The sequence below is a fragment of the Pseudomonas weihenstephanensis genome, assembly GCF_016812185.1.
Taxonomy (GTDB): domain Bacteria; phylum Pseudomonadota; class Gammaproteobacteria; order Pseudomonadales; family Pseudomonadaceae; genus Aquipseudomonas; species Aquipseudomonas weihenstephanensis.
In genome coordinates this window covers 1,333,022-1,352,133 of record NZ_JAAEBV010000001.1, presented here as the reverse complement: position 1 = coordinate 1,352,133, position 19,112 = coordinate 1,333,022, and the positions used below count along the sequence as shown (strand labels likewise).

Genomic DNA, 19,112 nt, shown 5'->3' with positions numbered 1-19,112 from the left:
CCATTGGATGGGCGGGGCTTTGTGTGTCTAACGTGTACTTAGAAGTGGAAGCTGGTGGTCAACAAGGCGGTACGGCCCGGCGCTTGGTTAGCGAAGTGAGTCGAGAAAGCTTTGTCGTAGTACGTCTTGTCGGTCAGGTTTTGCACGTTCAGTTGCAGGTCGACGTTTTTGGTCAGCTTGTAACTGGCCATTGCGTCGTAGCGGGTATAGGACGGTACGTATGTCGAGTTGGCAGTGCTACCGAAAACTTCATCCACGTAGAATGCTCCGCCACCAATGGTCAATTTTGGCGTGACAGCGTAAGTGGTCCACAGGCTGGCGCTGTTGCGTGGGGTGTTAGGCAACTTGTTGCCATCATTGGCCTTGTTCAACGGGCCTCCATCCTGCTGTTTGGCATCCAGGTAGCTGTAGCCTGCGAAAACTTGCCATTGTTCGGTGATCTTGCCACTTGCCGACAACTCAAGACCGTCAACACGGGTTTTACCGGCGTTTTCATATGATGTGGTATCGACTTGAACGCGGGTGTTCTCTTTCTCGGTGCGGAAAATCGCAGCGGTCAGAGACAGGCGGTCGTTGAGGATGTCCCACTTAGTGCCAATTTCGTAATTTGTAGTTTCCTCGGGTTCCAGATCGCTGCTGGCGAACGCGCCGCTGCGCTCGGGCGATCCAGTCAGTGAGTTGCTTTCCATCCCTTCACCTAACATCGAGCCTGGCGGTGTGGCCGATGTAGCGTAAGAAACGTAGATGCTGCCATTAGGCTGCACCTTCCACACTAAGCCCAACTGGCCGGAGAAGAAGTCGCTGGTATCTGCGCCTTTGTAGGTCACGGGCGCCTTGGTTTTGGAATCGACTCCGTGAGTTTTGTACTTCGTCTCAAAATGGTCGTATCGCAGGCCCATGTTGAGCAGCCACTCAGGCGACAGTTCAAGTGTGTTCATCGCATAAATGGCACGAGTGGTGCTTGAGGTGTTGGTGCCGTCGTAGTTACGCGAGATGGCACCGTTCCATGGGTCATTCGGTGTTGGGTTGCCTAGGGATGTGCAGTTGTAACCGCTAGGAGATCCGATCAAGGCTGGATTACAGGTAGTGGCGTTTGCGCCTTTGGTATTGGTATCAACGCTATAGGTCGATCTTTCACTCGTTTCGCGGCTCAGTTCCACGCCAGTGGAAAAACTGTTCTTGAAGCCTGCGATATACACATCACCGAACAGGTCAGTCTGATTGGTGGTGGTGGCCGTATTACCCACGCGGGTATTGGCCCGACGCCACACACTGCCATTGTTGACGTTGCCCTTGCTGTCATCCGGCTGAGTAAGAATGTAGTCCTGCATGCTGTTGCCGTGACGCAGTGTGTTCTTGACGGTCAGGCTGTCATTGAAATCATGTTCAAAGGCAATCGTAGATATATCGGTGCGTGTTTTGCGGAAATCACGATCAGTCAAACCGTAGAAGTTGGTGCTGTCACCCCCGTTGTTCGGTTTATCCGGGCTGGCTGCTGTATGGCTTTTACCTACGGAGTAACCATAAGGAATGCCCGAGTCCGGCAGGTCGTTACTTTCCATGTGGTAGTAGTCAACGTTGACGCGGGTGTCGGTGCCCAAGCCGAAGGCCAGCGACGGTGCGATACCCCAGCGGTCATAGTTGACGTTGTCACGACCGGCAACGTTGCTTTCGTGGCTCATCAAGTTCAAACGCCCGGCCACGGTGTCGCTGAATTGGTAGTTACCGTCCAGGGTATAGCGTTGAGTCTGATCTGAGCCCCAGGTGTAACCGGCATCGAACGAGTTACCCAGGTGGGCTTTTTTGCTCACCATATTGATGGTGCCGCCGGCTGCGCCGCGACCACCGAAGGCCGAGTTAGGGCCTTTAGCGACTTCAATGTTCTCAACGGCGAAAATTTCGCGACTCTGCGCGCCGGTGTCACGCACGCCATCGAGGTAGGTGTCGCCCTGGGCGTCAAAACCGCGAATGAACGGACGGTCGCCCTGCGGGTTGCCGCCTTCGCCTGCGCCGAAGGTCACGCCCGGTACAGTGCGTAAGGCATCTTGCAGCGACGTGGCGGCTGTATCTTTAATCAACTGTTGAGGGATCACGGTGATCGAACGCGGGGTGTCGATCAGCGGAGCGGTGTACTTAGGTGAATTGGCTTTTTCAACCTGATACGACTGTGCTTGCTGCTCACCCGTCACCGTGGTCGCGCCCAGGGAAATACTGTTGCTCTGTGTTTTGCTTTCGGTGCTTTCAGCCGCCTGTGCCATGTGTGCAGCAGAGGTTGCGGTGATTGCTACACCGATGGCCGACGCCAGTAAGCGCGGTGAGCTGACAGGTATTTTTATTGGTTGGCGCGACATGTGAAGATCCCTTCCCCCAGAATTTGAGCCGCGAAATATAGTGCAAACAATTCCTTGTATCAATTGAGAGCAATTACTATTAGCGCGAAATTTACATTCTTTACAGTTTTGCTTTACGGTTTTTTCACACTCGTTCGTCAGTAGGTCCGATCAGGGTTTTACACGATCAATAAGAATCAATACCATTGCCATCCCTTTGCTATCAGGTACTGCGCCATGCTGCTGCATATTCCCGGCTTGTTCTCCCGTGAAGAAGTACTGCGCATACGTGAGGCGCTGGCGCAGGCCGATTGGGCTGACGGCAAAATCACCGCCGGGTTTCAGTCGGCCAAAGTCAAACACAACCTGCAATTGCCCGAAGGCCATCCGCTGGCCAAAGAAATCGGCGCCGCCATGATTGACCGGCTGTGGCAGAACCCGCAGTTCATGTCCGCTGCGTTGCCGCACAAAGTGTTTCCGCCGTTGCTCAATTGCTACACGGCGGGCGGCAGTTTCGACTTTCATATCGACAATGCCGTGCGCCAGCCCAAGGGCAACCCGGAACGGGTGCGCACCGACCTGTCGGCGACGCTGTTCTTCAGTGACCCCGAAGATTACGACGGCGGCGAACTGGTGATTCAGGACACTTACGGCGTGCGTCAGGTGAAACTCCCGGCGGGCGATATGGTGCTGTACCCCGGCACGAGCCTGCACAAGGTCAACGCGGTCACGCGCGGGACGCGCTTTGCGTCGTTTTTCTGGACCCAGAGCCTGGTGCGCGAAGACAGTCAGCGCACCCTGCTGTATGAAATGGACGGCGCGATTCAGCAACTGACCCGTGACGTGCCCGACCACCCCTCACTGATCCAGCTCACCGGCACTTACCACAACCTGCTGCGCCGCTGGGTTGAGGTGTAAGTCATGCCTTTCCAATTGCGCCGCGAAGAAGTGCTCGATGGCGAGCAGCTGCGCGCCATGCTCACTGAAAACCCGGCTCGCGCGGCGCAGGCGATTCTGATCGCCGCCAAACAAGGCATCGTCGATGGTCAAGCCTTGTTGGGCCAGATCTTGCTCGACGGGCAAGGGATTGAGCGCGACGCGGTGCTGGCCAAACGCTGGTTTCAAATTGCCGCCAACGGAGGTCACCTGATGGCGCGCAACATGCTGGGTCGTTGCTGGGAACTGGGTTGGGGCGGGCCGGTTGATTGGGCGTTGGCCAGCCTTGAATACCGCCAGGCGGCCGAAGCCGGGCTGGATTGGGCGATGTACAACTACGCCAATTTGTTGGCCACCGGGCGCGGGGTGATCGAGAACCAGCCCGCCGCGCTGGCGCTCTACCGGCAGGCGGCAGAGCGGGGGCATGCCAAGTCGATGAACCTGGTGGGGCGGTATCTGGAGGACGGACAGTTTTGTGCCCAGGATCTGGATGCGGCGCGGCACTGGTACAAATGCTCGGCCCAAGGTGGGGATTTTCGCGGGCAGTTCAGTCATGCGTCGGTGCTGGCCGAGGCTGGCCAGATAGACGAAGCGCTGGTGTGGTTCGAGCGGGCGTTGGCGGGCGGTAATAGCAAGTTTCTTGCCGTGGCGCATCAGACCCTGGCCAGCGCCCCCGATCCCAGAATCCGTGCCTTGGCGCAGCCTTAGGCGTTTTGAGCGTTTTGAGCGTTTTGAGCGTTTTGAGCTTGAACGCCCCTGTGCCATTGAGCACAGGGCGCAGGTATAAAAAAACCCATGACGTGTCATGGGTTTTTTAAGCGTTGAGGCTTACAGGTAGTACGACTTCAGCGGCGGGAAGCCATTGAATTCAACAGCGCTGTAACTGGTGGTGTAAGCACCGGTCGACAACCAGTACAGCCGGTCACCAATGGCCAGGTTCAACGGCAGGCCGTATTTGTAGTTCTCGTACATGATGTCGGCGCTGTCGCACGTTGGCCCGGCGATCACGACTTCTTCCATTTCGCCTTTCTTCTCAGTCCAGATCGGAAACTTGATGGCTTCGTCCATGGTTTCGATCAGGCCCGAAAATTTACCGACATCGGTGTACACCCAACGCTCGACGGCGGTGCGCGATTTGCGTGCCACCAGCACCACTTCGCTGACCAGAATGCCCGCGTTGGCGATCAGCGAACGACCCGGCTCCAGAATGATTTCTGGCAGGTCGTCGCCGAAGTCTTCTTTGAGGAAGCGAATGATTTCTTCGGCGTAGGTTTCCAGGCTGTTGGTGCGGGTGATGTAGTTGGCCGGGAAGCCACCGCCCATGTTGATCAGCTTGAGCACGATGCCGTCTTCTTCTTTCAGGCGCTCGAAGATCACTTTGACCTTGGCAATGGCAGCGTCCCACACACTGATGTCGCGCTGTTGCGACCCCACGTGGAACGAAATGCCGTAAGGCACCAGGCCCAGGTCACGGGCCAGAATCAGCAAGTCCATGGCCATGTCGGTCTGGCAGCCAAACTTGCGTGACAAAGGCCAGTCAGCCGTGGTCGAGCCTTCGGTCAGGATGCGCACATACACCTTTGAACCGGGGGCGGCTTTGGCAATGTTGCGCAAGTCGGCTTCGGAGTCGGTGGAGAACAGGCGCACGCCTTTGTCGTAGAAGTAACGAATGTCTTTGGATTTTTTGATCGTGTTGCCGTAGCTGATGCGCTCGGGGCCGACGCCTTGGGCCATGACTTTATCCAGCTCGTAGATCGACGCGATGTCGAAGTTAGACCCCTTGTCGCGCAGCAAATCAATGATTTCGACGGCCGGGTTGGCCTTAACGGCGTAGTACACCTTGGCGAACTCAAAGCCAGCCCGCAGATCGTCATAGGCTTTGCTGATCATCGCGGTGTCGATCACCACGAACGGGGTTTCCTGGGTGTCAGCGAACGCCTTCATTTTTTGGAAGGTTTCGCGCGCGTAATAGTCTTCGACCTGAATCGACATGCTGTGGGACTCCTAGTGGCAAACGTCATCAATCAAGGGGTGCAACTGAACATCCTCCGTATCCCCACTTTGGTTCGCCTACTTCCCAAGGCATGTCCGCCGAAAGCAAAAAAGGTAAATGAACCTTGCTGTCTCGTCGTCAGTACTTGAGCCGGATGGATCGTTTCCAGCATGGATGTTCGGCGCGAACTGTAGGGGGTGATTGCGCATTGAGCAACAACAAATGTCGCGTTTATGTACGCGTTCGTCGCGGGTTCAATGACAGCTATTTAACTAACCGACATTGATGACGTAGGGATGTTCCATCAACAGGCATTTGTGGCGGGATATCAGCTGTAGGCGCGAGCGTGCTCGCCCCTACAGTGATCAGGCTATGGCGCTTAAGCCAGTGCGGTTTCGGCGGGTGACACGATGCTGGTTTTAGCCCCGCGTGAACGGCCCGAACTCAGGTACGCCGCAATGGATTCCTGGGTCACTTCACCCTGGAACACACAGTCGGTGTCCATCACCGGCAACCACGAGCGGTTGAATTCGTACATGCGCGACAGCAGGATGCGCAGGTGTTCTTCGGAGGCCGCCGTCGCGGTGAACTGGCGCAGGTATTGGCCGCAGGTGCCGGTCTGGCGATGCAGGTCGCGGCGACGTACATAACCCAGTGCTTTGTTGTCGGCACAGGTGACCACGACGTACCGACGGTCGAGTTCGTCCATCAGCTCCAGTGCTTCGCCCACGGGCGTCTCGGGGCTGACCGATGGCGCGTTGTCGGCCGCATCTTCGGCCTTGACCAGCAGCAGGCGTTTAAGCGTGCTGTCTTGCCCCACGAAGTTGCTGACAAATTCGTCGGCCGGGTGGGCCAGCAAAGTGTCCGGGTGGTCCATCTGCAACAGTTTGCCGCCCCGGAAGATGGCAATTTTGTCGCCCAGCTTGATCGCTTCGTCGATGTCGTGGCTGACCATGATCACGGTCTTGTTCAGCGCCCGTTGCATCTCGAAGAACTCGTTCTGGATCATCTCGCGGTTGATCGGGTCAACCGCACCGAACGGTTCGTCCATCAGCAGCAGCGGTGCATCCGCCGCCAAGGCTCGGATCACGCCGATACGCTGCTGTTGGCCGCCCGACAATTCACGCGGGTAGCGATGCAGGTATTGCTTGGGTTCGAGCTTGATCATGCTCATCAGCTCGCGTGCCCGTTCGTGGCACTTTTGCTTGTCCCAGCCCAGCAGGCGCGGGACCACGGTGATGTTCTCTTCGATGGTCATGTTGGGAAACAGACCGATCTGCTGGATCACGTAGCCGATGTTGCGGCGCAAGGTCACCGGGTCGAGGTCGGTGGTGTCTTCGCCGTTGATCAAAATCTTGCCCGAGGTGGGCTTGATCAGGCGGTTGATCATTTTCAGTGTGGTGCTCTTGCCGCAACCCGAAGGCCCGAGGAACACGCAGATTTCGCCTTCGTTGACGGTCAGGTTTACCGAGTCCACGGCTTTGACGTCTTTGCCGTTGCTTTGGAAGGTTTTGCTGAGGTTTTGAAGTTCGATCATTTGAGCAGTCCTTTTGGAGTCAGCGAGCGTTGCAGCCATTGCAAAAGCAGGTCGGCGATGATGGCCAGCACACTGACCAATACCGCGCCGACAATGAGCATCGACATGTCGCTACGGCTGATTGCAGCAAGAATAAGTACACCCAGGCCACCGGCACCGATGGTGGCAGCGATGGTCATGACACCAATGTTCATGACCACGGCGGTGCGTACACCGGCCAGAATCACGGGCACCGCGATCGGCAGTTCAACCATGCGCAGGCGCTGGCCGAAGGTCATGCCGATGCCACGGGCGGCTTCACGAATACCCGGTTCCACACCCGTCAGGGCGAGGAAGGTGTTGCGCATGATGGGCAACAGCGAATATAGGAACACGGCGGTGATGGCCGGCATCGGCCCAAGGCCCTGGCCAAACTTGGAGTAGAACGGCAGCAGCAGGCCAAACAGGGCAATGGAGGGGATGGTCAGCAGCACGGTGGCGCTGGCTTGCAGGGGGCCGGCCAGTGTCGGGAAGCGCGTCATCAGCACCCCCAGTGGCACACCGACAACAATGGCCAAGGTCACGGCGATGCCGACCAAGGTGATGTGCTGCCAGGTCAGATGCAGTACGAGCGACCAATCCATGTGGGAAAAGGCGTTTAGAAATTCCATGTCTTCTCCTCAGTTCAGTGGATGTTGGCGCAGAAACTCTGCGGCGACTTTGGACGGGCTTTCGTGATCGACGTCGACCTTGGCGTTGAGCTGGCGCATGGTTTCGTCGTCAAACAGATCCGCCAGCGGCTTGAGCAGCCCTTCCAGGTCCGGGTGCGCGTCGAGGTAGGCTTTGCTCACCACCGGCGCTGCGGTGTAGTCGGGGAAGTAATGCAGGTCGTCGTCCAGCAACTTGAGGTTGAAGGCGCTCAACCGGCCGTCGGTGGTGTAGACCAGACCGGCAAACACCTGGCCGTTTTTCAGCGCGGTGTAGACCAGGCCCGCGTCCATCTGACGGATGTTGCGGCGGGTCAGGTCCATGCCGTACAGCTTGACCATGCCCAGCAAACCGTCAGAGCGGTTGGCGAACTCGGTGTCCAGCGCCACCAGTGCCTCTTTGTTTTGCGGCTCACGCAGGGCCTTGTTCAGGTCGCTGACGGTGTTGATCTGCGGGAAGGCTTCGGCCACTTTTTGCGGCAGGGCCAAGGCGTAGGTGTTGCTGAACTTGGAGGGGTGCAGCCAGATCAGACCTTTTTTGGCGTCGAGTTCTTTAACGCGGTCGTAGGATTGCTGGCTGTCGAGTTTGTCGGTGATGTGGTTGTAGGCCACCAGCGACACACCGGTGTATTCCCACACCATGTCCAGCTGCCCGGATTCATGGGCCGAGCGCGCCAGGCTGCTGCCCAGACCGCCCGTCACTTGGGCGTTGTAGCCTTTGCTGTTGAGGTATTGCGAGGTGATTTCAGCGAGCAGGGTTTGCTCGGTAAACACTCGCGCCCCGATGCGAATCAACGGTTTTTCTGCGGCTTGGACCATTCCTGCGAACAGCAGGATGCAGCCTAAAAACAAGCTTATTTTTTTCATGGTTTTTCCTTTGCTCAGCCAGACCTTAAGCAGGTCGTAGGCCGCGTTCCAACCAAAGGCGGCTGATGAGGATCACCAGGCCGTCGAGCAGCAGTGCCAGCAGTGCAGTGCAGGCGGCGCCGAGGATCAGTTGCGGTTGGTTGTTCAAGGCAATGCCCGGGAAAATCAGGCTGCCCAGGCTGTTGGCACCGATCAGGAACGCCAAGGGCGCGGTGCCGACGTTGATCGCCAGCGCCACCCGGATGCCACCCATGATGATGGGCACGGCATTGGGCAATTCGACCCGCCATAGCACTTGGCGCGGGGTCATGCCGATGCCGACGGCGGCTTCTTTGAGTGAACCCTGTACGTTTTTCAGGCCTTCGTAGGTGTTGCGCACAATGGGCAGCAACGAGGCGAGAAACAGGGCGAAGATGGCAGGGCCGCTACCGATCCCTAAAAAGCCCAGCGCAATGGCCAAAACGGCCAGCGGTGGCACGGTGTTACCAATGTTGAAGACTTGCATGAAGCGTTCCGCACGTCCGGCCATTGAAGGTCGGCTGAGGAAAATGCCAGCGGGTATCCCTACGAGGAGGGCGGCGAGCATTGAAGCGAGTACGAGGTACAGATGGGCTTGCAGGTAGAACAACAAATCATCTTGATAGTGTTCGATAGTGCTGATGCCGATCCAATGGACCAACAGGGCCAGGAGGGCGACAACTGCCACGCATCCTATAAGCCCTTTTCCATAGCGATTAGCCACAGGCGGACTCCTTTTTATTTCAGTCGGCGGACACATTCTCGTGTGGCAAGGCCATTCCTGGCTGCCGACAATGGGTTCGCGAAGAGCAACAGGCGGGGGCAGAGTAAACGCCGGCGTCGCCTGTCATTAGCGCAGCCTCGTCAGGCTAACTTGCTGATATTTCAGCCCCTGACGCGATGTCGTATCAGGAGAGTGGACGCCTCCACCGTTTAAAAGGTTCACATTATTTACGGCATATTGCCACCCTTGTGATCACATCCAGGGTACCAACGGTGGCTGTTGATGCCTGATTTGAGCTATAATCCGCGCCCTTTTTTGAATCAATCGTCAGGCGATTTCCCATGACCAACCAGGCCGCCGAAGTCGCGAAACGCCGCACTTTCGCCATCATTTCCCACCCCGATGCGGGTAAGACCACCATCACCGAGAAACTCTTGCTGATGGGCAAGGCCATTGCTGTGGCCGGTACGGTGAAATCGCGAAAGTCCGACCGCCATGCCACCTCCGACTGGATGGAAATGGAGAAGCAACGGGGTATTTCGATTACCACGTCGGTCATGCAGTTCCCGTATCGCGACCACATGATCAACCTGCTCGATACCCCGGGCCACGAAGACTTCTCGGAAGACACCTACCGCACGTTGACCGCTGTTGACTCGGCGCTGATGGTGCTCGATGGCGGTAAAGGGGTTGAGCCGCGCACCATTGCCCTGATGGACGTGTGCCGCCTGCGTGACACGCCGATTGTCAGCTTCATCAACAAATTGGACCGCGACATTCGCGACCCGATCGAGCTGTTGGATGAGATCGAAGCCGTACTGAAAATCAAAGCTGCGCCGATCACCTGGCCGATTGGCTGCTACCGCGATTTCAAAGGCGTGTACCACCTGGCAGACGACTACATCATCGTTTACACCGCCGGTCACGGCCACGAGCGCACCGAAGTCAAAATCATCGAGAAACTCGACTCTGACGAAGCCCGCGCCCACTTGGGTGATGAGTACCAGCGCTTTGTCGATCAGCTGGAACTGGTTCAGGGCGCGTGCCATGAGTTCAACCAGCAAGAATTCCTCGATGGCCAACTGACACCGGTGTTCTTCGGTACGGCGTTGGGCAACTTCGGTGTCGATCACGTGCTCGACGCTGTGGTCAATTGGGCCCCAGAGCCGCTGCCGCGTGTGGCCAACGAGCGCACAGTGGAGCCGACCGAAGAGAAGTTCAGCGGCTTCGTGTTCAAGATCCAGGCAAACATGGACCCTAAACACCGTGACCGTATCGCCTTTATGCGTATTTGCTCAGGCAAGTACGAAAAGGGCATGAAAATGCGCCACGTACGGACCGGCAAAGACATCCGCATTGGCGATGCACTGACGTTCTTCTCCTCTGAGCGTGAACAGCTCGAAGAAGCCTACGCGGGCGACATCATCGGCCTGCATAACCACGGCACCATTCAGATCGGCGACACCTTCACCGAAGGCGAAGTGCTGGGCTTTACCGGCATCCCGCACTTTGCGCCGGAACTGTTCCGTCGTGTGCGTCTGCGCGACCCTCTCAAATCCAAGCAACTGCGTCAGGGCTTGCAGCAACTGGCCGAAGAGGGCGCCACGCAGGTGTTCTTCCCGGAGCGCAGCAACGACATCATCTTGGGTGCCGTCGGTGTACTGCAATTCGACGTGGTGGCCAGCCGTCTGAAAGGCGAATACAAAGTGGAATGCTCCTACGAGCCGATCACCGTGTACTCGGCGCGCTGGATTGAGTGCAGCGATAAGAAGAAGCTTGAAGAGTTCCAGATCAAAGCGGTCGAAAACCTCGCGATTGATGGCGGTGGTCACCTGACGTACCTGGCGCCGACCCGCGTCAACCTGGCGCTGATGGAAGAACGCTGGCCTGATGTGAAGTTCCGCGCAACGCGTGAGCACCACTAAGGCCTGCGAGCCTGTTTGAAAAAAGCGAAGCCTTTTGGCTTCGTTTTTTTATGGGCGCCAGGCATGGCGCGTTGCGCGAAGCGCCGAGCAATTGGCGGACTACACGAAATACTATTGGCCGATACCCAAGGCTCGTGTGCTGAGCAGCGTGCTTGGGCGGATAACTTCTAGCTTAGTCTGAGCAGGAAACCTCTCGATGAGAACAGGTTTTGTTGGTCATTCCAGTTGTCTTTGTCGACTTCCAAAACGGCTTCGCCCGCTGCCTTGGCAATTTGCTCTCCGGTCACGGTGGTGTTGAGGCTGGTTTGCAGGGCCTTTAGCGGTGCCTGATCGGCAATTAGCAGGCTTTGATTGGCTTTCTGTACCCCCCGATGCGCGGCCAGCGGTACTGTTTGATGGATCTGCGCGGCCAAGTCGCGTTGTTGTTGTTGTTGTTGTTGTTGTTGTTGTTGTTGTTGTTGTTGTTGTTGCAGCAAGGCCTGTGCGGCGACGGCATCGCCGGCGGGTGTTTGTGGGTCGATGGCATAGGTGCTGAGCAGCAAACCTTTGGCTGCACGCATCGAACCGTAGGCATCGGTGCGCAGCTCAAACCCCAGGCCACGAAAGCTGCCTCGGTAGTTACCCGCTTGATGAATCAGGTGGCCCAAGTTGAGTTGGGTATGCGCTTGGGTGGTGGCCATTTGCACACGGCCTTGCTGGTCACTGTCGTCGAACACCAATTGGTTATGGCCATTACCGTCAAAGCCCTGGGTTTTAAACCCGGACAACGCGGCCGCATTGCGATGCAAATTGTCGCCTGCACCGCCACCGTGCCAGGCAGGGCTATTACCACCGGCGAGATTGGCTTCGGCGCTGGGGCGTTGGCCGCCGGCGTGTTTATTGACGCCCAAATTGCTTTCACCCGGTTCACCACCCAGCGTGGGTGCCACGCTGCCTTCTCCGCGACCGTTGTACAGCGCCTTGGAAATGATCGGGCGATCCATGTTGCCGATGATGAGTTGCCTCAACGCCATGGGGTCAATACGAGGTCGACTGATATTTTTCGCGCGCATGCACACTCAACGTCGCTTGATCGACGCAGCGATGGTATCGGCCATTTTCTTTAATTCGTCTTTGCCAATGGTTGGCTTGCCGTCAGGCGCGTCCTTGGAGTTTTGCATGACGTAGAGCAGCAGGTTCGGGGTGTCTTCCTTGGCATCAGGGTCGCCTTTGACGTAGGCGATGTAGCCGTAGTCCTGTGTTTGCGGTAAGCATCCCGCCTGTTTTTTTTCGGCTTTGGAGAAATATTCATCTTCCCAAGAGCACTGGCCTTTGGAGGAGCGTGTGGGGCGGGTTATTTCGACAAAAGTGGATTGCCCTCGGTAGCCACCCATTTGGACTGAGGGGAATTTACGTAAGCCCAGGGCTTGGTATTTCACGCCGCCCCAATTGGCGCGCTCCCAAAACGCACGCAGTTCCTGTTCGACACTCGCGTTTTCTTCTTTTTTAAAGTTTTCATCGAATGAAGCACTTTGATCGCGGAAAAGGATTCTGACGTCAGGATGGTCTTTCAACCGCATGATGGTGCCCATGCTGCGCTTTTGTGGGCTGTCGTCCTTAACGAAACCGTAGGGCATGCAAAATCCTTTTTCCTGTGGCACTTCGTAGAGGGTGCGGGCGCGAAAGTTTTGCAGGAAGTGAGTTTGAGCGGATTTGACCTTGGCTTCTGCCTCAGCCGCTGGCAACTCGTCTTCTGAGGTACGAAAGAAATAGATCCGACCCGCTTGATAGATAAATATTGAACCATAGACCTTTTGCTTGCTAGTGAAAAAGTACAGAACAGAGCTTTCAACTGGCTCATACGAGAATATCTTTATAGAGTCGTCAGTTTTCATGCGCTGCTTTAAATCTTCCATCTTATCCGCTGCTTCATCTTTTACTCTTGAAAAACTGCTTTCCGGGAGTAGCGTCGAAGTTCTAATTGCCCCGTCCAAGTATGCTGAGTCCGCAAAGAACTGATTGCCCCTCCTGAGAAGGTTATGGCTGCCCTTGCTTGGGTCTGGATCATCTCGCACAACACCTATTTCGACTTCCCCAGGGAGACTAATCTGAAAATACCCCACACATTCAGTCTTCCAATCAGAAGGAATGGCTTGCGTCTTTGCTTGAAGGGCAAAAGAAATACTTGCCATGAAACAGGCCAGCGAAACTTTTTTGACAAGCTTCATCCGCGAGACTCCGGGTTATTTTTTGAAAGAGCCGCGATTTGCTTTTCAGTCTGCAGAGCATCCAGCGATTCGCTCGCTGCGGGCTCCACAGGTGTAGTCTGAGTCATCAAGGCATGGTGGAACTTCATGTTGTTATCCTCATGTTCTGTCCATCTAACTGGATAGGCAGTGATAAAGCCGCATATCTGATTTAGTCGCGCGAGGGCGTCAACCTCATACTGCGGTGCCTTCCAGAACTCTGCCTCAAAGGGCATCAAGTCTTTTTTTGCCTTATTCAAGTCGATTGGAGAAAGCACGCCAAGTTTCTGACCAGGTTTCGTGTTGATAACAGGCCATATAGAAGCGCGATACACTCCGTCATCGTCCTTGGAATGGATATTTCTAGGAACAAACTTAAACACTGCCTCATAATGTTCAGCATTACGCTTGGCCACAGCCTGTATTGCCCTCCAGCTATCTGGATGCCCAGGTTTATCAATGGCATGCTTCAACTCGTCAGCGGGTCTGACGCCACTGCTGATACCCAATAACTTGTTCCAGATTCCTTTGCGTAGCTCATGAGCAAACGTCCTTGTCGGCTGAGGCTTGCCGTTACCCAGAAAGTCCTTGCGCACCACCTCCAAATCCATCACCAATACCGCCAATTCCGAATCGCGACCACCCAGCAGGCTACGGTCATTGATATTGGCACTGCCAATCAGGGCATAGCGGTCATCAACAATCATCAATTTGCTGTGTACGTAAATTTGCTCGGTGACGTAGCGGTCGTCTAATTTCGTCCAGTTGCGCAAATTGAGTAACGTTACGTATTCGAAACACTCTTCGTCAGTACCCATTGGCACTTTTTCGAATTGCACCTGCTCCACAAATTGTTGAATCTGCGCAACCGTCTTTTCCATCACCGAGGCGCACACTGATTGGGTAATCAGGTCGGCCTCATACAACCGCCCCAGCTTCAAATAAGCCTTAATACCGTTGAACAAACTCTGCGTACCAAACGCAATGGTCTGTTGCGTGAAATGCACCTGCGTCACAATCGCCGCGTTATCTAATCCACCCCCTTCAGGATGAACAGGCAGCACGATATAGGCGTGAAACAGCGTCTTGGTCATGATCGCCTTACCGATCCGGTGGATCAGGCGCTTGCTCACAACGTTTTCGATCTTCGCCTTGCTGTTCCCCGCAAAGGCACGAGTTACCTTGGGGCCCATACCTGCGCTTTTCAGGATGGTCAGTGAAGGCTCGAACTGTTTGCCTGTCACCTCCTCACCAAAATCACTGACAAAAAACTGCTGCTCGATATAAACGTAATGCTTGGCCTTTTCGATCAGGTGGCACAGGGTTCGGTAGATATCGTGCTGTGCTTCTATCGGCGCATCATCTTTAGGCAACAGCGCATGTTCTTTTTGCAGCATTGTTAGTGACGCACTGCGCAGTACCTGAATGTCGCACGTACCCATGTTCGGGAAGGCTTCAGGCGCGGGTGGAAATGGCAGTCGCGGCGCGCCGGAACGCAAGCGTGTTTTCTGGGTGTTCCAGCGCAGCACAAAGTTGCGCAGCAGATCCGATACCGCAGGCCCCTCGATGCGCAGGTGCATGTCTTGCCAGGGCATGCGCGGTTGGCGAGAGGCGTCCACGCCCGCTGCGCTGGGTGTGAGCGCGCTTATTCTTGTGGGGGCGTCTTCTTTGTAGGGTGTTTGGTACTTATGAGGCGCAATCCTGGCGCTTTTATCGTCGGGGTTGACCAAGTTCTCCTCGCCCAGATGGCCCAACTGAGGTACGCAACCGTTGTAGCGATTCATACCCTGGCGCCCATCGGCATCGGCGCGCAGTTCAAAGCTGTCGTCATCGTAGCGCCCGTAGGCCAAGTCCAAGCCGCCGACAAACCCGATGCGCTGGTCAATCACCACCTGTTTCTGGTGATGGCTGTAGAACGAGGTGTTCTGGTCCGGGTGGGGCTTGGCCAAGGTCACGAATACCCGTTGCTGACCTACGATGCGATTGATGCCGAGCACCACGCTCCGGGTTTGAGTATCGTAGGTTTGTATCGGCGCAGCATCGTCCCAAGGCATGACAAAAATCTTCACCTCGCGCTGGGCCGCTGCGAGCAGGCAATCGTAGAGGCGCACGCCGGGGGCCATTTGCGCGTCCCAATTGACTTGCCAGCCGGCGATATAGATTGATTCTTTGGCAGCAGCAAACGCGTTGATCAACTCGGCAAAATACGCCTTGGCGTTGAAGTAGGGTTTGACGGCATTGCCTTTGGTTGGCTGGGCAAACATTCGCGTGAGCGTCCAAAGCGGTTCGGTCGCGACCGCTCGATAGGGGTTGCCCTCGCAATCAACAATTTGATGAACCGTGCGCCGCACTATGCAGTTCTCGGGAAGACTCATCTCACTTCTCCTTCAGATTGTTGATCAGCGTTTGAGGGTTGCCTGTACGGGCGTCCTTGCGTGCGAGTGTGGCGTGTCGCTCATCCGCGTTTTCGGTGCCGACTTGGAACTGGCTATCGCTGTAGCCCATGGCGTTCAAGGCATTGAACAGGTTTAGCTGGTGGTTCCAGTTGTCTTTGTCGATTTCCAAAACGACTTCCCGCGCTTGATCGTCGTAAACCAGCCAGAGTTGATTGGGTGTTTGGTCATAGCGAGTTTTAAGTGTTTGATTCTGTTCGTCGGTTAACTCAGCTTTGCCCTGAGCATTGCTTTCGCCTTGCAGAATGCTGTCTTTGGCGATGAGCGCGCCGCTGGCGTTATCAGCCTGAACGATTCGCCATGGCGCCTGAGGTGTAGCGGCGCCATCGGGCCCCGGCGTATCCATCAGTTGCAGGTTAAATTTGGCAGCGACATCGGGTAATGGATTACGTGGGAACTGCGGCAGCGGGAAAAATTTCTCATGCGGCCCGTTAAAGCTTTTTTTGCTGGCATGCACCTTGATCGTCCCCGGACAGGCGAAGGTGATATTGCCGCCCTCCATCGTCAGGCTGGCACCGCCGTCGACCGCCAGATGCAGCGTGGTGCCCGCAGCCATTTGCGCTTGGGCATTGATCGAGATGATCTTCAGTTCGTCTTGGGCGCTGAGGTTGATATCGCCTTGTTGCGCTTGCACATCCACCGCCCCGGCGCTGGCGATCATCGCCAGCCCAATCCCCTGCGTCTTTTGTGCTCCAGCGAGGTAGCCGATGGCTTGGCCGCTGTGCATGCGAAAACTGCCCCCGGTGGCCATGTGGGTGTCGTAGCCACTGCCGAGGGTGAGGGTTTCTCCGGCTGTCCATTGCAGGGATTGACCGGCGATTTTGGCGATGCTGTCGCGTGCGCTCAGGGTCAGCAGCACATCGCCGCAGTGAGGCACGGCGTGCTGGCTTTCGCGCTGCAAGGCTTCGCCCGCTGCCTTGGCAATTTGCTCTCCGGTCACGGTGGTGTTGAGGCTGGTTTGCAGGGCCTTTAGCGGTGCCTGATCGGCAATTAGCAGGCTTTGATTGGCTTTCTGTACCCCCCGATGCGCGGCCAGCGGTACTGTTTGATGGATCTGCGCGGCCAAGTCGAAACGTTCGGCCAAGTCGCGTTGTTGTTGCAGCAATGCCTGTGCGGCGACGGCATCGCCGGCGGGTGTTTGTGGGTCGATGGCATAGGTGCTGAGCAGCAAACCTTTGGCTGCACGCATCGAACCGTAGGCATCGGTGCGCAGCTCAAACCCCAGGCCACGAAAGCTGCCTCGGTAGTTACCCGCTTGATGAATCAGGTGGCCCAAGTTGAGTTGGGTATGCGCTTGGGTGGTGGTCATTTGCACACGGCCTTGCTGGTCACTGTCGTCGAACACCAATTGGTTATGGCCATTACCGTCAAAGCCCTGGGTTTTAAACCCGGACAACGCGGCCGAATTGCGATGCAAATTGTCGCCTGCACCGCCACCGTGCCAGGCAGGGCTATTACCACCGGCGAGATTGGCTTCGGCGCTGGGGTGTTGGTCGCCGGCGTGCTTATAGACGGCCAAATTGCTTTCACCCGGTTCACCACCCGGCGTGGGTGCCACGCCGCCTTCGCCGCGACCGTTGTACAGTGCCTTGGAAATGATCGGGCGATCCATGTTGCCGTTGACGAAATGCACCAGGACCTCCTGACCAATGCGCGGCAGAAACTGTGCGCCGAAGCCTTTGCCGGCGAATGCTTGACCGACGCGGATCCAGCAGGCACCGAGATCATCGTCGGCTTGCCAGTGAAAACGCACGCGCACGCGGCCCATGGCATCGCAATGCACAGGGCTGCCATTGCCTGGGCACGTTTGGCCGTCTGGGCCCACCACTGTCGCGGTTTGCGGGCCATGGGCGGTAGGCACGGGATTGAGCCGTTGGCCGGTGCCATTGGCCAGCGTCGGGCGCCACGGTTGGCTGTACAGCACGGCGTTGAACTGTTGGCCAAAACCACTGCGCTGGGCTTCGGCCAACACCATCGGACCGAGTCCGTCGAGTTGCAGCCGCGTTGCCAGATCGGCATCAAGCAGCGGCGCGCCGCTTTCCAGGTTGTTGATGCCGTAGCTTTGCACGCGTGTGAAGAGGAATGTGTCTTGCCCGCGCAACCGCTCGGTATTGGCCCAAGTCGCCTGCAATAGTTGGAAGCGTGTCCCGACGCGGGCGCTGCGCACGGTGCCGCGCCCCTGCCAGAACGATTTCTCGACGTTCAATGCGTCGATGTGCAAACGCACGTAATGCTCGGCTTCGCTGAGGTTGGCAAAGGCGTATTCGCCAACCGGGTCGTAGCTTTCCAAGCCCTCGCGCTCCGGGCCGACGGAGCGTGAGGCGCTGATGGCCTGGCGGGTTTTGTAATCGGAACTCAGCAGCGTCACACGCCGACTGCCCAACTGCTCAACGCGGCCCATGAACTGCACGGTGTCTTGTTCTTCCAACGCATCGGCCCGGTGGTAACGCAGGCCGGTATCGCTGGTTGAGATGATGTCTTCGGGCAGCGCGGTGCTGTCGCCAAAGATCACCATGCAATGGCCCGCAGGCGCTTGTTGATCCTCAATAAAGCAGTAGCCCAGGCCTTCTTCTGCGAGTAGGCGTTGCACAAAATCGAAATCGCTTTCGCGGTACTGCACGCAATAACTGCGTGGCCGCACGTTGTCGAGCAAGCGGTTGGCGTCACCGGTAAAGCGCCAACTGGCGTAAACCTCATAGCGGGTGAAGACCTCGCCGATGATCGCCTGCACGGTTTTGTCCTGGTACACGCGGGAGTGAAAACCTTGGGTCAGCGTCCATAGCCAGGGCACCAGTGTCAGGTGGTAGCGGGTCAAGGAACCCTCGCTGCCGAGTCGAGTCGCGTTGCTGACCAAGCCACTGCGTCGGCTATGACTGCCATCGGCCAATGTGGTCAGTACGGTGATTTTTTCGCCGAGCATGGGGTTGAGCGGGATGTTGTGATCGGCGCTGAGTGCCAGTACATCCCAGCGGTAGAGGTCGGATAACACCTCAGTTCCGACCCAGCGCTCTACGTGGAGGCGCTGGTCCAAGGGAAAGGGCGCTTCAAGGGAATGGAGGCGGGTTTGGCTGGAGAGGATTGAAGCAAGTGAACTCATCGCAGTGATATCCGTATTCAATAGTGCTGTTAGTCAGCAAGTTGAAAGCTCGCAGTTAAGCCAGCCGGACATAACCTGCCCAAGGTACATAAGCGCGGGCGATATTGTGCCTAGGTGCGGGGGAGGATTGGCGGGGGTAAAGCATTTAAATATGAGGATTACAATAACTAAGGAGAAGGCCTACACAGACTTGCGTGCTTATTGTGTAACAGGCTGTTGGCAAGGCCGAGATGGACGTAACATTTACTCCGCAAGCTGTTCATTCTCCAAGGTTTAGCTGCCTAATTTCTGTACGAAAGCCTTTGAAATCTGGATGCCTGT

General features: G+C 56.5%; 13 protein-coding genes. 3 read left to right on the top strand and 10 right to left on the bottom strand.

Translation table 11 applies throughout. The annotated features are described in order from the left end of the window. Positions 1-38 precede the first annotated feature (38 nt). On the bottom strand, positions 39-2,351 hold the full coding sequence (locus GYN01_RS06115) for a TonB-dependent receptor (RefSeq protein ID WP_203306729.1): 2,313 nt from the start codon (positions 2,349-2,351) through the stop codon (positions 39-41). A gap of 216 nt (positions 2,352-2,567) precedes the next feature. Between GYN01_RS06115 and GYN01_RS06110 the strand changes: the two genes are divergently transcribed. Together GYN01_RS06110 and GYN01_RS06105 are read left to right on the top strand one after the other, a co-directional pair. Then, positions 2,568-3,248 carry a Fe2+-dependent dioxygenase gene (locus tag GYN01_RS06110; protein ID WP_048362502.1) on the top strand — a complete coding sequence of 227 codons (681 nt, stop codon included), beginning with the start codon at positions 2,568-2,570 and terminating at the stop codon, positions 3,246-3,248. A gap of 3 nt (positions 3,249-3,251) precedes the next feature. After that, positions 3,252-3,974, top strand: coding sequence for a tetratricopeptide repeat protein (locus tag GYN01_RS06105; RefSeq protein ID WP_048362503.1), 723 nt, complete (start codon positions 3,252-3,254; stop codon positions 3,972-3,974). A gap of 120 nt (positions 3,975-4,094) precedes the next feature. Here the strand turns inward: GYN01_RS06105 and GYN01_RS06100 are convergent, their stop codons facing one another. The 5 genes from GYN01_RS06100 to GYN01_RS06080 form a co-directional block, all read right to left on the bottom strand. Then, positions 4,095-5,258, bottom strand: a complete 1,164-nt coding sequence (locus GYN01_RS06100; RefSeq protein ID WP_048362504.1) for a type III PLP-dependent enzyme — start codon at positions 5,256-5,258, stop codon at positions 4,095-4,097. Between the two features lie 380 nt (positions 5,259-5,638). Next, positions 5,639-6,796, bottom strand: coding sequence for an osmoprotectant ABC transporter ATP-binding protein OsmV (locus GYN01_RS06095; protein WP_048362505.1), 1,158 nt, complete (start codon positions 6,794-6,796; stop codon positions 5,639-5,641). Then, on the bottom strand, positions 6,793-7,446 hold the full coding sequence (locus GYN01_RS06090; protein ID WP_048362506.1) for an ABC transporter permease: 654 nt from the start codon (positions 7,444-7,446) through the stop codon (positions 6,793-6,795). Before GYN01_RS06090 ends, GYN01_RS06095 begins: the two co-directional genes overlap by 4 nt. Positions 7,447-7,455: 9 nt before the next feature. Next, positions 7,456-8,349: a glycine betaine ABC transporter substrate-binding protein gene (locus tag GYN01_RS06085; RefSeq protein ID WP_048401324.1), complete on the bottom strand. Its 894-nt coding sequence runs from the start codon at positions 8,347-8,349 to the stop codon at positions 7,456-7,458. A gap of 25 nt (positions 8,350-8,374) precedes the next feature. Continuing rightward, entirely contained in the window at positions 8,375-9,127 is a 753-nt protein-coding gene (locus GYN01_RS06080; protein WP_173426994.1) for an ABC transporter permease, read from the bottom strand. Positions 9,128-9,432: 305 nt separating this feature from the next. Here GYN01_RS06080 and GYN01_RS06075 point away from each other — a divergent pair, with 305 nt between their 5' ends. Then, a complete protein-coding gene (locus GYN01_RS06075) occupies positions 9,433-11,016 on the top strand; it encodes a peptide chain release factor 3 (protein ID WP_048362509.1) in 1,584 nt (527 codons plus the stop codon). Positions 11,017-11,183: 167 nt separating this feature from the next. Here the strand turns inward: GYN01_RS06075 and GYN01_RS06070 are convergent, their stop codons facing one another. The 4 genes from GYN01_RS06070 to GYN01_RS06055 are packed head-to-tail and all read right to left on the bottom strand — an operon-like array spanning position 11,184 to position 18,791. Further along, complete coding sequence (locus tag GYN01_RS06070) at positions 11,184-12,068, bottom strand: type VI secretion system Vgr family protein (protein WP_203306728.1); 885 nt, start codon at positions 12,066-12,068, stop codon at positions 11,184-11,186. 6 nt (positions 12,069-12,074) lie between these two features. Then, on the bottom strand, positions 12,075-13,223 hold the full coding sequence (locus GYN01_RS06065) for a T6SS immunity protein Tli4 family protein (RefSeq protein WP_203306727.1): 1,149 nt from the start codon (positions 13,221-13,223) through the stop codon (positions 12,075-12,077). Beyond that, positions 13,220-15,616: a phospholipase D-like domain-containing protein gene (locus GYN01_RS22470; RefSeq protein ID WP_203306726.1), complete on the bottom strand. Its 2,397-nt coding sequence runs from the start codon at positions 15,614-15,616 to the stop codon at positions 13,220-13,222. The genes GYN01_RS06065 and GYN01_RS22470 overlap by 4 nt, the downstream gene beginning before the upstream one ends. A 1-nt stretch (position 15,617) precedes the next feature. Continuing rightward, a complete protein-coding gene (locus GYN01_RS06055; RefSeq protein WP_203306725.1) occupies positions 15,618-18,791 on the bottom strand; it encodes a type VI secretion system Vgr family protein in 3,174 nt (1,057 codons plus the stop codon). Positions 18,792-19,112: the final 321 nt, after the last annotated feature.

What these genes read in the sequence shown, in the direction of transcription:
- GYN01_RS06115 (WP_203306729.1), bottom strand. Translation starts at nt 2,351, where the DNA reads ATGTCGCGCCAACCAATAAAAATACCTGTCAGCTCACCGCGCTTACTG.
- GYN01_RS06110 (WP_048362502.1), top strand. Translation starts at nt 2,568, where the DNA reads ATGCTGCTGCATATTCCCGGCTTGTTCTCCCGTGAAGAAGTACTGCGC.
- GYN01_RS06105 (WP_048362503.1), top strand. Translation starts at nt 3,252, where the DNA reads ATGCCTTTCCAATTGCGCCGCGAAGAAGTGCTCGATGGCGAGCAGCTG.
- GYN01_RS06100 (WP_048362504.1), bottom strand. Translation starts at nt 5,258, where the DNA reads ATGTCGATTCAGGTCGAAGACTATTACGCGCGCGAAACCTTCCAAAAA.
- GYN01_RS06095 (WP_048362505.1), bottom strand. Translation starts at nt 6,796, where the DNA reads ATGATCGAACTTCAAAACCTCAGCAAAACCTTCCAAAGCAACGGCAAA.
- GYN01_RS06090 (WP_048362506.1), bottom strand. Translation starts at nt 7,446, where the DNA reads ATGGAATTTCTAAACGCCTTTTCCCACATGGATTGGTCGCTCGTACTG.
- GYN01_RS06085 (WP_048401324.1), bottom strand. Translation starts at nt 8,349, where the DNA reads ATGAAAAAAATAAGCTTGTTTTTAGGCTGCATCCTGCTGTTCGCAGGA.
- GYN01_RS06080 (WP_173426994.1), bottom strand. Translation starts at nt 9,127, where the DNA reads ATGTGTCCGCCGACTGAAATAAAAAGGAGTCCGCCTGTGGCTAATCGC.
- GYN01_RS06075 (WP_048362509.1), top strand. Translation starts at nt 9,433, where the DNA reads ATGACCAACCAGGCCGCCGAAGTCGCGAAACGCCGCACTTTCGCCATC.
- GYN01_RS06070 (WP_203306728.1), bottom strand. Translation starts at nt 12,068, where the DNA reads ATGCGCGCGAAAAATATCAGTCGACCTCGTATTGACCCCATGGCGTTG.
- GYN01_RS06065 (WP_203306727.1), bottom strand. Translation starts at nt 13,223, where the DNA reads ATGAAGCTTGTCAAAAAAGTTTCGCTGGCCTGTTTCATGGCAAGTATT.
- GYN01_RS22470 (WP_203306726.1), bottom strand. Translation starts at nt 15,616, where the DNA reads ATGAGTCTTCCCGAGAACTGCATAGTGCGGCGCACGGTTCATCAAATT.
- GYN01_RS06055 (WP_203306725.1), bottom strand. Translation starts at nt 18,791, where the DNA reads ATGAGTTCACTTGCTTCAATCCTCTCCAGCCAAACCCGCCTCCATTCC.